Annotated in this window: 10 protein-coding genes; 3 read left to right on the forward strand and 7 right to left on the reverse strand. The window is 71.1% G+C overall.

The window, feature by feature from the left end; genetic code table 11:
* Positions 1-31 precede the first annotated feature (31 nt).
* The gene (locus AB0F04_RS25800; protein ID WP_362044997.1) at positions 32-931 is read left to right on the forward strand and encodes an aminoglycoside phosphotransferase family protein; all 900 of its coding nucleotides are present in this window, start codon (positions 32-34) and stop codon (positions 929-931) included.
* A 70-nt stretch (positions 932-1001) separates the two neighbouring features.
* Here AB0F04_RS25800 and AB0F04_RS25805 read toward each other — a convergent pair whose 3' ends face one another.
* The 7 genes from AB0F04_RS25805 to AB0F04_RS25835 form a co-directional block, all read right to left on the reverse strand.
* Positions 1002-2702, reverse strand: a complete 1701-nt coding sequence (locus AB0F04_RS25805) for a proline--tRNA ligase (RefSeq protein ID WP_362044999.1) — start codon at positions 2700-2702, stop codon at positions 1002-1004.
* Between the two features lie 107 nt (positions 2703-2809).
* Positions 2810-3340, reverse strand: a complete 531-nt coding sequence (locus tag AB0F04_RS25810) for a GNAT family N-acetyltransferase (protein ID WP_362045001.1) — start codon at positions 3338-3340, stop codon at positions 2810-2812.
* Between the two features lie 89 nt (positions 3341-3429).
* Positions 3430-4278, reverse strand: coding sequence for a GNAT family N-acetyltransferase (locus AB0F04_RS25815; protein ID WP_362045003.1), 849 nt, complete (start codon positions 4276-4278; stop codon positions 3430-3432).
* A gap of 177 nt (positions 4279-4455) precedes the next feature.
* Complete coding sequence (gene ispG, locus AB0F04_RS25820; RefSeq protein ID WP_362045005.1) at positions 4456-5613, reverse strand: flavodoxin-dependent (E)-4-hydroxy-3-methylbut-2-enyl-diphosphate synthase; 1158 nt, start codon at positions 5611-5613, stop codon at positions 4456-4458.
* A gap of 168 nt (positions 5614-5781) precedes the next feature.
* Positions 5782-7074: a site-2 protease family protein gene (locus AB0F04_RS25825; RefSeq protein WP_362045513.1), complete on the reverse strand. Its 1293-nt coding sequence runs from the start codon at positions 7072-7074 to the stop codon at positions 5782-5784.
* A gap of 8 nt (positions 7075-7082) precedes the next feature.
* Positions 7083-8339, reverse strand: a complete 1257-nt coding sequence (dxr, locus tag AB0F04_RS25830) for a 1-deoxy-D-xylulose-5-phosphate reductoisomerase (RefSeq protein ID WP_362045007.1) — start codon at positions 8337-8339, stop codon at positions 7083-7085.
* A 96-nt stretch (positions 8340-8435) separates the two neighbouring features.
* Complete coding sequence (locus AB0F04_RS25835) at positions 8436-10376, reverse strand: acyl-CoA dehydrogenase family protein (protein ID WP_362045009.1); 1941 nt, start codon at positions 10374-10376, stop codon at positions 8436-8438.
* Between the two features lie 349 nt (positions 10377-10725).
* On the opposite strand from AB0F04_RS25835, the gene AB0F04_RS25840 reads away from it, so the two are divergent.
* Both AB0F04_RS25840 and AB0F04_RS25845 read left to right on the forward strand, forming a co-directional pair.
* Positions 10726-11739, forward strand: a complete 1014-nt coding sequence (locus tag AB0F04_RS25840; protein ID WP_362045011.1) for a LacI family DNA-binding transcriptional regulator — start codon at positions 10726-10728, stop codon at positions 11737-11739.
* A 98-nt stretch (positions 11740-11837) separates the two neighbouring features.
* Complete coding sequence (locus AB0F04_RS25845) at positions 11838-13880, forward strand: glycoside hydrolase family 31 protein (RefSeq protein ID WP_362045013.1); 2043 nt, start codon at positions 11838-11840, stop codon at positions 13878-13880.
* The last annotated feature ends 29 nt before the right edge of the window (positions 13881-13909 follow it).

A 13909-nucleotide genomic window follows, 5' to 3' on the forward strand; every position in this document is an offset into this window, starting at 1 on the left:
CCGCGGACAGCACGAAGGGAACGACTCGCTCATGGTTTTCGAACCGCCGAAGCGTCTGGTGAGGGCGCTCGGTGAGACGGCGCCGGACGGTGACGACTGGCTGGATGAGCTGCCCGAGGCGGCGCAGCGGGCCGTCGCGCTACGCGAGTTGACCGTCGAGCGGGTGCAGGTGCCCGGTGGGCGCAGCAGCCTGGTCCTGCTGGTTCGGAGGGCCGACGGTACGCCCGCCGTACTCAAGCTGGCGCCGGGCCGGGCCCGTCCGGAGGCGGAGCGGGCCGCGCTCGCGCACTGGGCCGGGCGGGGCGCCGTACAGCTGCTCGAACCCGTGCCCGCGGAGGGCGAGCTGCTGCTGGAGCGGCTGCATCCGGATGTGTCGGTGCGGTCGCTGCCGGAGGCGAAGGCGCTGCTGGAGGCGGCGGGAACGCTGCGGCGGCTGTGGGTGGAGCCGCCCTCCGGCTTCCCCTTCGAGACGGTCGCCGAGCGGACCGGGCGGCAGGCCGAGGCGATGCGGGCACGGGCCCGGGCCGAGCCCGAGGTGGCCGCGCTGGTCGATCTGGCGCTCGCGGCGCGCGAGGAGTTGCTGGCCGCGCCGCCCGAGCACCGGCTGCTGCACGGCACGTTCCGGCAGAGCAAGGTGCTCGCCGGGGAGCGGATGCCGTGGCTGGCCGTGGGACCGGACCCGGTGGTCGGCGAGTGCGCCTTCGACCTGGCCCGCCTGGTCCGGGACCGGGTGGAGGACCTGATCGCCCAGCCGTCCGGCGCTGCCACGACCCGGCGCCGGGTGAAGCGGCTCGCCGAGTCCCTGGACGTGGACCAGGACCGGCTGCGGGGCTGGACGCTGTTCCGGGCCGTGGAGTCGGGCGTGCGGGCGGGGCGGGTCGGACGGCCGACGGATGCGGAGCTGTTGCTGGAGTTCGCGGCCTGGCTGTGAGCGCTCCGCGACGGGAGCGCCCACAGCCAGGTGGGTGCGGGCCACGGGCCGTTCAACGGCCCTTGTCGGGCTACGCCGTGAGGCGGGCGACGGCTTCCTCGACGGTGAGCTCCTCGCGCTCGCCGGTGCGGCGGTCCTTCAGTTCCACCACGCCGTCGGCCGCCCGCCGCCCGGCGACGAGGATCTGCGGTACGCCGATCAGCTCGGAGTCGGTGAACTTGACGCCCGGGGAGACGCCGGGGCGGTCGTCGACCAGGACGCGGACACCGGCGGCGGCCAGCTTCTGGGAGATGTCCAGGGCCAGTTCGGTCTGGAGGGCCTTGCCGGCGGCGACCACGTGGACGTCGGCCGGGGCGACCTCGGCGGGCCAGCACAGGCCCTTGTCGTCGGCGCTCTGCTCGGCCAGGGCGGCGACCGCGCGGGAGACACCGATGCCGTAGGAGCCCATGGTGACGCGGACCGGCTTGCCGTTCTGGCCGAGGACGTCGAGCTTGAGGGCGTCCGCGTACTTGCGGCCCAGCTGGAAGATGTGGCCGATCTCGATGGCGCGGTCCAGGACCAGGCCCGTGCCGCACTTCGGGCAGGGGTCGCCCTCCTGCACGACCACGACGTCCACGTACGTGTCGACCTCGAAGTCACGGCCCGCGACGACGTTCCCGGTGTGGGTGCCGGCCTTGTTGGCGCCGGTGATCCAGGCCGTGCCGGGGGCGACGCGCGGGTCGGCGATGTACGTGACCTTGTCCAGGCCCTGCGGTCCGACGTAGCCGCGGACCAGGTCGGGGCGGGCGGCGAAGTCCGTCTCGGTGACCAGTTCGACGGCGGCCGGGGCGAAGTGCGCCTCGACCTTGTCCATGTCGACCTCGCGGTCCCCGGGGACGCCGACGGCGACGATCTCGCCGTCGACCTTCACGAGGAGGTTCTTCAGCGTGGCCGAGGCCGGGACGTCGAGGAAGGCCGCGAGGGTCTCGATGGTCGGGGTGTCGGGGGTCGGGATGTCCTCGGCGGCCGGCACGTCCGAGCCGTCGACGGGCTTCAATTCGTACGCGATCGCCTCGGTGTTGGCGGCGAAGTCGCAGTTCGGGCAGTCGGCGAAGGTGTCCTCGCCCGCCTCGGCCGGGGCGAGGAACTCCTCGGACTTGGAGCCGCCCATCGCGCCGGCGGTCGCGGCGCAGATGCGGTAGTCGAGGCCCAGGCGAGCGAAGATCTTCTGGTAGGCCTCGCGGTGCAGGGCGTAGGACTTGGCGAGGCCCTCGTCCTCGGTGTCGAAGGAGTAGGAGTCCTTCATCAGGAACTCGCGGCCGCGCAGGATGCCGGCGCGGGGGCGGGCCTCGTCGCGGTACTTGTTCTGGATCTGGTAGAGGATGACCGGCAGGTCCTTGTAGGAGGACGCCTGGTCCTTCACCAGGAGGGTGAAGATCTCCTCGTGGGTGGGGCCGAGGAGGTAGTCGCCGCCCTTGCGGTCCTGGAGGCGGAACAGCTCGGGGCCGTACTCCTCCCAGCGGCCGGTGGCCTCGTAGGGCTCGCGCGGCAGGATCGCGGGGAGCAGGACCTCCTGGGCGCCGACGGCGTCCATCTCCTCCCGGACGATCCGCTCGACGTTGGCCAGCACCTTCTTGCCGAGGGGCAGCCAGCTCCAGACACCGGCGGCGGTGCGGCGTACGTAGCCGGCGCGGACGAGGAGCTTGTGGCTGAGGACCTCGGCGTCCGCCGGGTCGTCGCGCAACGTCTTCGCCAACAACTGGGACATGCGCTGGACCGGTGCGTTTGCCATGGTTCCTCTGCTCCTGCTGCTGGGGGTCCCCCGCTCGAGCGGAGCCGAGAGCGGGGGGAAGGTGATGGCAGGAGGTTATCCGGGGGGTGCGGGGCGGTGGAAATCGGTTATGCGCGGCGCAGGGGCAGAGGGGCGCCCATCACGGCGTACGGCTTGGGCGCGCTGGGGAAGAGCACCTGGCGGGCCAGGTCCTGGTAGCCGAGGGAGCGGTAGAGGGAGCGGGCCGGGCTGTCGGTGTCGATCGCGGAGAGGATCGAGCGGGGTTCGTCGGCGCCGTCGGTGATCGTGGTGATCAGGGAACGCCCCAGGCCGCGGTTCTGGTACGCGGGGTGGACGTGCAGTTCGGTGATCACGAAGGACTCGTCGAGCCAGTGGTCGTTGTGCTGGGCGCGGAGGTAGGGCTCGACGACGGTGGACCACCAGTGGGTGCGGTCGTTGGGCATGCCGTAGACGAAGCCGACCAGGCGTTCGGCGGTGCTGGCACCTAGGGCCCTGGCGCCCGGGTAGGTCATGTGGCGCAGGACGATCTGGCGGCGGACTGCGACTTCGTCCGGGCCGAGTCCGAAGGCCACGGCTTGGACGGCCAGGGCCTCGTCGACGTGGGCGGAGAGGTCGAGTGGGCCGATCACGAGGTCCATGCGGGGAGCCTACAGGGGGGTTTCGGTTGTCAGCCGGGTGCTGGTGGTCTTCGGTTGAGCGCGCAGTTCCCCGCGCCCCTGAGGGCGCTTCAGAACAGGACGCTCATGAAAGCGCCCACTTCCCGGAAGCCCACCTTCTGGTAGGCCCGCCTGGCCGGCGTGTTGAAGTCGTTGACGTAGAGGCTGACCACGGGGGCGACGTCGGCGAGGGCGTAGCGCAGTACGGCCGCCATGCCCGGGGCGGCCATGCCGGTGCCCCGGTACTCGGGGGCCACCCAGACGCCCTGGATCTGGCAGGCGCGGTCCGTCGCGGCGCCGATCTCGGCCTTGAAGACGACCTTGCCGTCCGCGTCGAAACGGGCGAAGGCGCGGCCGGAGCCGACGAGTTCGGCGACGCGGGCCTGGTAGAGCAGGCCGCCGTCGCCTGCCAGCGGGGAGACGCCGACCTCCTCGGTGAACATGGCCACGCACGCCGGCATGATCGTCTCCATCTCGTCCTTGCGGACGCGACGGACGTAGGGGTCCGGGGTGACGCCGGCCGGGAGGCGGTCGGTGACCATGAGCGGCTGGTGGCGGCGGACGTCGCGGGCCGGGCCCCACTGGGGTTCCAGGAGCCGCCACAGGTCGGACGTGGGGCCGGAGGGGCCGACGATGGAGGAGCAGCGGCGACCGGCCCGGCGGGCTCGGTCGGCGAAGGCGCGGACGGCGCGCGGACCGGCGCAGATCGGGACCAGGTTGGCGCCGGCGTAGCACAGGGAGGTGAGTACGCCGTCCTCGTACCAGCCCCACATCTCACCGCCGAGCCGCCACGGGTCGAGTCCGGCGATCTGCACGCGGGACGTCACGAAGGCGTTCGCGACCGGCTCACGGTCGAGGACGGCGAGCGCGGCGTCCAGGTCGCTCGGTTCGAGGACCCGTGAGGTGGTCTGCGTCAACACGTGCGGGCCTCACGAACTGGGGTTGCTGGTCTCCGCACTATAGCTGCGCTGTCTGGGTGGGACGCCCCGGAGCTCGGGAGTGACGGTATGACGGCGTCTGCGGGTGCGTCGTGGCCGTTCGCGCAGTCCCCCGCGCCCCCTGAAGAGCGGGGCGCGGTCACCCTCGTCGTCAAGTGATCAGCCCGCGACCGCCACCGACGGTTCGCCCGAGGCCACGCCGTCCTTCTCCATCTGCTCGGCGAGCTTCATGGCCTCTTCGATGAGGGTCTCCACGATCTTGGACTCGGGCACGGTCTTGATGACCTCGCCCTTGACGAAGATCTGGCCCTTGCCGTTGCCGGAGGCGACGCCGAGGTCGGCCTCGCGGGCCTCGCCGGGGCCGTTGACGACGCATCCCATGACGGCGACGCGGAGGGGGACGTCCATGCCGGTGAGGCCGGCCGTGACTTCTTCGGCGAGCTTGTAGACGTCGACCTGGGCGCGGCCGCAGGACGGGCAGGAGACGATCTCCAGGCCGCGCTCCTTGAGGTTCAGGGACTCCAGGATCTGGAGGCCGACCTTGACCTCCTCGGCGGGCGGTGCGGAGAGCGAGACGCGGATCGTGTCGCCGATGCCCTGGGAGAGGAGCGCGCCGAAGGCGACGGCCGACTTGATGGTGCCCTGGAAGGCGGGGCCCGCCTCCGTGACGCCGAGGTGCAGCGGGTAGTCGCACTGGGCGGCGAGCTGCTTGTAGGCCTCGATCATGACGACCGGGTCGTTGTGCTTGACGGAGATCTTGATGTCGCGGAAGTCGTGCTCCTCGAAGAGGGACGCCTCCCACAGGGCCGACTCGACGAGGGCCTCCGGGGTGGCCTTGCCGTACTTCTGGAGCAGGCGGCGGTCGAGGGAGCCGGCGTTGACGCCTATGCGGATCGGGGTGCCGTGGTCCCGGGCCGCCTTGGCGATCTCCTTGACCTTGTCGTCGAACTGCTTGATGTTGCCCGGGTTGACGCGGACCGCCGCACAGCCGGCCTCGATGGCGGCGAAGACGTACTTCGGCTGGAAGTGGATGTCGGCGATGACCGGGATCTGCGACTTGCGGGCGATGGTCGCCAGTGCGTCGGCGTCGTCCTGGGTCGGGCAGGCCACGCGGACGATCTGGCAGCCGGAGGCGGTGAGTTCGGCGATCTGCTGGAGGGTCGCGCCGATGTCGGAGGTACGCGTCGTGGTCATCGACTGCACCGACACGGGGGCGTCTCCGCCGACGGCCACGGTCCCGACCTGGATCTGGCGGCTCTTCCGGCGCTCGGCGAGCTTGGTCGGAACGGACGGCATGCCGAGAGAAATCGCAGTCATCTGCTGTGCAACCCCAAGTCGTGGATCAAGGTCCGGTCCCGTGAGCAGCGGGCTCCGAGCTTCGAGATTACGGCACGTGCCTCGGGGCGAGCACATCCCACCCTTTGTGCCACTCGATGGGAGGCGGCCCGGCGAAAAGCCTGCCGGGCCGCCGTGAACGCCGTATGACTAGGAGATTTTCACCGGGTTCACCACGTCCGCGATCAGAACCAGGATCGTGAAGCAGATGAAGATGCCCGCGACGACGTAGGCGACCGGCATGAGCTTCGCCACGTCGAAGGGGCCCGGGTCCGGCCGGCGCAGCACCTTGGCCGTGTTGCGGCGCAGCGACTCCCACAGCGCGCCCGCGATGTGACCGCCGTCGAGCGGCAGCAGCGGGAGCATGTTGAACAGGAACAGCGAGAGGTTGAAGCCCGCGACCAGCATCAGGGCCATGGCCAGTTGCTGGGTGGGCGGGATGTCGAGAGTGAAGATCTCACCGCCGACGCGGGCCGCGCCGACCACGCCCATCGGGGAGTCGGCCTCGCGCTCGGCGCCGTCGAAGGCCGCGTTCCACAGGGCCGGGATCTTGCCGGGGAGCGCGGCGAGGGAGTCGACGGCCTCGCCGATGCGGTCGCCCATCCAGGTCACGGAGTCGCCGAAGTCCTGCTTGACCACGCCGGTGGCGGCGCTGAAGCCGAGGAAGCCGGCCTGGACGTACTGGCCCTCGACGATCTGGCCGCTCGCGTCCTTCTTGGCGACCTGGTTGGTGGCGATCTTCGCCTGCAGGGTGACGTCCTGCCCGTTCCGCTCGACGACGATCGGCACCTCCTTGCCGGGGGTGGCGCGGATGAGGTCGGAGAGCTTGTTCCAGTCGTCGGTCTTCACCCCGTCGAAGGAGACGATCTTGTCGCCCGCCTTCAGGCCCGCCGCGGCGGCGGGGGCGGCCGGGTCGCCCTTCTCGCACTTGTCGCGGTTCTCGCTCTGCGCGATGACGCACTTCGAGACCGAGCTGACCGTGGTGGTCTGCTGGGTGATGCCGAAGCCCATCAGGACGGTGAGGAACAGCGCCACCGCCAATACGAGGTTCATGAAGGGGCCCGCGAACATGACGATCACGCGCTTCCAGGGGGCGCGCGTGTAGAACATGCGCTTCTCGTCGCCCGGCTGGAGCTCCTCGTAGGCGGCGGTGCGGGCGTCCTCGATCATGCCGCGCCACGGGGAGGTGGAGCGCGCTTCCATACGGCCGTCGGGACCGGGCGGGAACATGCCGATCATGCGGATGTAGCCGCCGAACGGGATGGCCTTGATGCCGTACTCCGTCTCGCCCTTCCTGCGCGAGAAGAGCGTGGGGCCGAAGCCGACCATGTACTGCGGCACGCGGATGCCGAAGAGCTTGGCGGTGGAGAGGTGCCCCAGCTCGTGCCACGCGATCGAGACGAGCAGGCCGACCACGAAGAGGACTATGCCGAGGATGAACATCAGGGTCGTCATGCACGGGCCTCCGCCGTCTGTGCCGCCAGTTGCCGGGCCCGGGTCCGCGCCCAGGTCTCCGCTTCGAGGACGTCCGACACGGTGAGCGAGGTTCCCGCACGCGGGGTGCCGTGCTCCTCGACGACCCGGGTGACGGTGTCGATGATCCCGTTGAAGGGCAGCGCGCCCTGGCGGAACGCCTCCACGCACTCCTCGTTGGCCGCGTTGAACACCGCCGGGGCGGTGCCCGCGAGCTCGCCCACGTGCCGGGCGAGGTTCACCGAGGGGAAGGCCTCGTCGTCCAGCGGGAAGAACTCCCAGGTCGAGGCCTTGCTCCAGTCGAAGGTGGGGGCGGCGTCGGGCACGCGCTCGGGCCAGCCGAGGCCGATGGCGATGGGCCCGCGCATGTCGGGCGGGGTCGCCTGGGCCAGTGTCGATCCATCCGTGAACTCAACCATCGAGTGGACATACGACTGGGGATGCACGACCACCTCAATGCGGTCGAAGGGAATGTCGTAGAGGAGGTGCGCCTCGATGACCTCCAGGCCCTTGTTGACGAGTGTCGCGGAGTTGATCGTGATGACCGGGCCCATGGCCCAGGTGGGGTGGGCGAGGGCGTCCTCGACGGTGACACTCGCGAGCTCGGCCTTGCTGCGGCCGCGGAACGGGCCGCCGGAGGCGGTGACGACCAGCTTGCGGACGTCGGCGCGGGTGCCCGCGGCCAGGGCCTGGAAGAGGGCGGCGTGCTCGGAGTCGACCGGGATGATCTGCCCGGGCTTGGCGAGGGCCTTGACCAGCGGGCCGCCGACGATGAGCGACTCCTTGTTGGCGAGCGCGAGGGTGCGGCCCGCCTCCAGCGCGGCCAGGGTCGGGGCGAGTCCGATGGAGCCGGTGATGCCGTTCAGGACGGTGTGGCAGTCGGACGCCGCCAGGTGGGTGGCCGCGTCCGGGCCGGCGAGGAGCTCGGGAAGCGGCTCACCGGGGCCGTACTGCGCGGTGAGCGCCTCGCGCAGGGCCGGTACGACGTCCTCACGGGCGACCGCGACCGTCCGCACCCGCAGCCGGTACGCCTGCTCCGCGAGGAGGGCGATGCGGCCGCCGTTGGCCGACAGGCCCGTGACGCGGAAGCGGTCGGGGTTGCGCAGCACCAGGTCGATGGCCTGGGTGCCGATGGACCCGGTGGAACCGAGGATCACCACGTCCTTGGGGCCGTCGCCCGCGACCGGGTCATAGACGAGGTGCGGGTCGGCGAGGGGGGCTGGACTGTCGCTCATTGCTCCATTGTTGCCGTAAGGCCGGTGTGTGAGGACAGCGCATCCCCCTCCTGGGGGCGCGCGCCACCTCGGTGTGCGCCCCCGGAGAGGCCGGGGTTACCGGATGGGCCGGTGGACGTTCTCCTTCTGACTCGGTCCCGGTGTCGCGTCCGCGATCCAGGGGCCCTCGCCCGAGGGGTCGACGATGCCCTGCTCCAGCCACTCGTAGGTGCCGGACAGGACGCCCTTGACGACCTTGCGGTCGAGGTCGTCGGTGTTGGTCCACAGGCGGGTGAAGAGCTCCTCGACGCGGATCCTGGCCTGGCGGCAGAAGACGTCGGCCAGCTGGTAGGCCTCGCGGCCGTGGTCGCCCTGGCTGCGCAGGAGCTCGGCCCGCACGCAGGAGGCGCTCATGGCGAACAGCTCGGCGCCGATGTCGACGATCCGGCCGAGGAAGCCCTGCTTGGACTCCATCCGGCCCTGCCAGCGGGACATGGCGTAGAAGGTGGAGCGGGCCAGCTTGCGGGCGGTGCGCTCGACGTAGCGCAGGTGGCCGGAGAGGTCCACGTCGTGTTTGAACTCGCCGTACGAGGCCGGGAGCTGGCCCGGGCCCGCGACCAGTTTCGGCAGCCACTTGGCGTAGAAGACGCCCGCGTTCGCGCCGGCCCTGGCCTTGTCGCCCAGGGACTTCTCGGGGTCGATGAGGTCACCGGCGACCGAGAGGTGGGCGTCGACGGCCTCGCGCGCGATCAGCAGGTGCATGATCTCGGTGGAGCCCTCGAAGATGCGGTTGATGCGCAGGTCGCGCAGCAGCTGCTCGGCCGGGACGCCGCGCTCGCCGCGGGCCCGCAGGGACTCGGCCGTCTCGAAACCGCGTCCGCCGCGGATCTGGACCAGCTCGTCGGCCATCGTCCAGGCCATCTCGGAGGCGTACAGCTTGGCCAGGGCGCCTTCGATACGGATGTCGTTGCGGTCCTCGTCGGCCATCTGGGAGGCCAGGTCCGTCACGGCCTCCAGGGCGAAGGTGGTGGCGGCGATGAAGGAGATCTTGGAGCCGACCGCCTCGTGGTGCGCGACGGGCTTGCCCCACTGCTCGCGGGCCGCCGACCACTCCCGGGCGATCTTCAGACACCACTTGCCGGCCGCGACGCAGGAGGCCGGCAGCGACAGCCGCCCGGTGTTGAGGGTGGTCAGGGCGATCTTCAGGCCCTGCCCCTCCTCGCCGACGCGGTTGGCGGCGGGGACGCGGACCTGGTGGAAGCGGGTGACGCCGTTCTCGATGCCGCGCAGGCCCATGAAGGCGTTGCGGTTCTCGACCGTGACACCCGGCGAGTTGGTCTCGACGACGAAGGCGGTGATGCCGCCGCGGTGGCCCTCGCTCTTCGGGACCCGGGCCATGACGACCAGCAGGTCGGCGACGACGCCGTTGGTGGTCCACAGTTTCACCCCGTCGAGGACGTAGTCGTCCCCGTCGGGCACGGCCGTGGTGGCCAGGCGGGCCGGGTCGGAGCCGACGTCGGGCTCGGTGAGCAGGAAGGCGCTGATGTCCGTGCGGGCGCAGCGCGGCAGGAACCGCTCCCGCTGCTCCTGCGTCCCGAACAGCTTCAGGGGCTGGGGCACGCCGATCGACTGGTGCGCGGAGAGCAGGACGCCGATCGCGGGGCTCGCGGAGCCGGCCAGGGCGAGCGCCTTGTTGTAGTACACCTGTCCGAGGCCGAGCCCGCCGTACTTGGTGTCGATCTTCATGCCGAAGGCGCCGAGCTCCTTCAGGCCGTCGATCACCTCGTCGGGGATCCGGGCCTCGCGCTCGATGAGGGCCCCGTCGACCTTGGTCTCGACGAAGTCGCGGAGCTTGGCGAGGAACTCCTCGCCGCGCTCGGCCGCCTCGTCGGCGGGGAGGGGGTGGGGGTGGATGAGGTCGAGCCGGAAGCGGCCGAGGAACAGCTCCTTGGCGAAGCTGGGCTTGCGCCAGTGCTGTTCCCGGGCGGCCTCCGCCACCTCACGGGCCTCCCGCTCGGTGACGGCGGGACGGGAAGAGGGGGTGGTGGAAGCGGACATGAGGGGCACCTCGCCGCAACTAGGAAGATGGAGGACCGTTTCGTTACCGACCAGTGCTACTGGATCGTTGGTACCCGAATCCGGACGCTCCCACCAGTCCTCGCGCGTCCGTTCAGCCGAAGGGGGGCGGAGCGTCCCCGGCACTTGTCGGCCGCCTGACGACAGTGTTGCATCGAGATGCCGGGACCGTGACGGATCCGGCCTTGAGAGCGCTCCGGGAAAACGGTATCGAAGCGCTTCGATAACCTATGGACACCCACTCCTGCTGGGGCTACTGTCGAACCACCCCCACGCACCCGTATCAGCCAGGCGCACTGTCGAAGCGCTTCACAAAAGCTTGGAGAGCTGGATGGTCACCCTCGCCGAGGTCGCCCAGCACGCCGGAGTCTCGGCGAGCACGGTGAGCTATGTCCTCAGCGGCAAGCGGTCCATCTCCGCGACCACCCGGCAGCGGGTCGAGCGGAGCATCCGTGAGCTCGGGTACCACCCGAACGCCGGGGCCCGCGCCCTGGCCAGCAGCAAGTCGAACATCATCGCGCTGATGGTCCCGCTGCGCACGGACATGTACGTGCCCGTGATGATGGAGATCGCCATCGCCGTGGCCACCTCCGCCCGCGCCCACGGGTACGACGTGCTGCTGCTCACCGGCGAGGAGGGCCCCGACGCGGTGCGCCGCGTGGCCGGCAGCGGGCTCGCCGACGGCATGATCCTCATGGACGTCGAACTCGACGACGAGCGGCTGCCGTTGCTGCGCGCGACGGACCAGCCGTCCGTGCTGATCGGTCTGCCCGCCGACACCACCGGGCTGACCTGCGTCGATCTGGACTTCCGCGCGACGGGCGCCCTGTGCGTGGAGCACCTGGCCAAGCAGGGGCACCAGGACATCGCGGTCATCGGCGAGGCCCCGGCCGTGTACGAGCGGCACACGGGCTTCGCCGAGCGCACCCTCGACGGGCTCCGGACCCGTTCCCGGGAGCTGGGGGTGCGGCTGCTGCACCGGCCGTGCGAGGGCGGTTACGACGCGATGGCGGTCACCCTCGCCCGGATCCTCGACGAACGCCCGGACACCTCGGGACTGATCGTGCAGAACGAGTCGGTGGTCGAGCCGCTGCTCGCGCTGCTGCGGCAGCAGGGCCGGGCCGTTCCGGAGGACGTGTCCGTGGTCGCGATCTGCCCCGACCAGGTCGCGATGCAGGCCTCGGTGCGGCTCACCTCGGTGGCCATCCCCGCGCAGGAGATGGGCCGGCACGCCGTGGACCACCTGGTCGCCAAGCTCGACGGGCGCGGCGGCGACGAGGTCGTGCTGATCGCGCCCGAGCTGACGGTACGGGGGAGCACGGGCCCGGCGCCGAGCCGGTCGTAGGCGCCCCGTCCGCACCGGTCCTGAACACCGCCCTCCGCGCAGGGCACCCCCATGCCTGCACCCCATGTCCGCCCTCCTCCAGGAGCACAGGAGCACGCGTGAACCAGCCTGCTGAAACCCAGCCCCAGGTGAGTCTGGCGCAGTCCTCCCCCACCGTCGGCACCTTCCGAGAGCGGGGCGGTGCCCTGGAGTGGAGCGGCCGCCAGGAGACCCTCCGGATCGAGCCGTGGGGCCCGGACGCGGTCCGGGTGCGTGCCCGGCTCGGCGGTCCGGTCCTGGAAGGACTCCCCGGCGCCCTGCTCGACGAGGTCCCCGCGACGCCGGCCACGGTGAAGGTCGAGGAGGGCACCGGGCTGCTGACCGTCGGCGCGCTCACCGTCGAGGTGAGTGCCGAGGGCCTGATCCGCTTCCTGCGGACGGAGGACCGCGCCGAGATCCTCGCCGAGGACCGCGCCCACTTCTGGTGGCCGGGCTCCCGCCTCTACACGGCCGTCGGCAACGGCCACCACCGCCTGGAGCAGCGCTTCGCCGCCTACGACGACGAGAAGCTGTACGGGCTCGGCCAGCACCAGCACGGGCACTTCGACCAGAAGGGCCTGGTCCTGGACCTGGTCCAGCGCAACGCCGAGGTCGGCATCCCGGTGCTGACCTCCAGCCGCGGCTACACCCTGCTGTGGAACAACCCGGCGATCGGCCGCGTGGAGCTGGCGCACAACGGCACCCGGTGGGTCGCCGACTCGGCCCGGCAGATCGACTACTGGATCACCGCGGGCGACCCGGCCGCCGGCCAGCGCCGCTACAGCGCGGTGACCGGCCGCAGCCCGATGCTGCCGGAGTGGGCGGCGGGCTTCTGGCAGTGCAAGCTGCGCTACCGCACTCAGGACGAGCTCATGGCGGTGGCCCGGGAGTACAAGCGGCGCGGGCTGCCCATCTCGGCGATCGTCTGCGACTTCTTCCACTGGACGCACCTCGGCGAGTGGAAGTTCGACCCGAAGGAGTGGCCGGACCCGGCGGCGATGGTGCGCGAGCTGGACGAGCTCGGCATCAAGCTGGTGGTGAGCGTCTGGCCCTCGGTGTCGCCGCTGAGCGAGAACCACCCGGTCATGGAGCAGCGCGGGTACTTCATCGGCACCCAGTACGGGCCGATGGCGCACGCGGACTGGCCCGACAAGGAGGTCGCCTCCACGGTCCAGGTGGCCTTCTACGACGCCACCAACCCCGACGCCCGGGAGTTCGTGTGGTCGAAGGTGAAGGAGAACTACCTCGACCCGTACGGCATCACGGCGTTCTGGCTGGACGCCTGCGAGCCGGAGCTGAAGCCGGGTTTCCAGGAGAACCTGCGCTACTGGGCGGGTCCGGGCCTGGAGGTCGGCAACGCCTATCCGGCGGAGAACGCCCGCACCTTCTACGAGGGCCTGGCCGCCACCGGCGAGGAGGAGATCGTCACCCTCAACCGCTCGGCGTGGGCGGGCAGTCAGCGCTACGGCGCCGCCCTGTGGTCCGGTGACATCGGCACCGACTTCCCGACCCTGCGCCGCCAGATCGCGGCCGGACTCAACACGGCCCTGTCGGGCATCCCGTGGTGGAACACCGACATCGGCGGCTTCCACGGCGGCGACCCGGACGACCCGGCGTACCGGGAGGTGATGGTCCGCTGGTTCCAGTTCGGCGCGCTGTCCCCGCTGATGCGGCTGCACGGCTTCCGCGACCCGGGCATGCCGCTGGGCCCGGAGATGACGGGCGGGCCCAACGAGGTGTGGTCCTACGGCGAGGAGGCCGGGGCGATCCTGGAGCGGTACCTGCGGCTGCGCGAGCGGCTGAAGCCGTATGTGCTGGACGTGATGCGCGCCGCCCACGAGGAGGGGCTGCCGGTGATGCGGCCGCTGTTCCTGGAGTTCCCGGACGACCCGGCGGCCTGGCCGGTCGACGACTCCTACCTGTTCGGCCCCGATCTGCTGGTCGCTCCGGTGCTGACGGCCGGCGCCACGGCCCGTACGGCGTACCTGCCGGCCGGGGCCGCCTGGACGGACGCGTGGACGGGTGAGACGTACGAGGGCGGGCAGGCCGTGACGGTCGACGCACCGCTGGACCGGATCCCGCTGTTCCTGCGGGACGGGGCGGAGTTGCCGATCGCGGACTGATCTCGGCTGCGCGGCCGGTCCCCTCCGGG

This window comes from Streptomyces sp. NPDC029041, assembly GCF_040637515.1.
GTDB lineage: Bacteria > Actinomycetota > Actinomycetes > Streptomycetales > Streptomycetaceae > Streptomyces.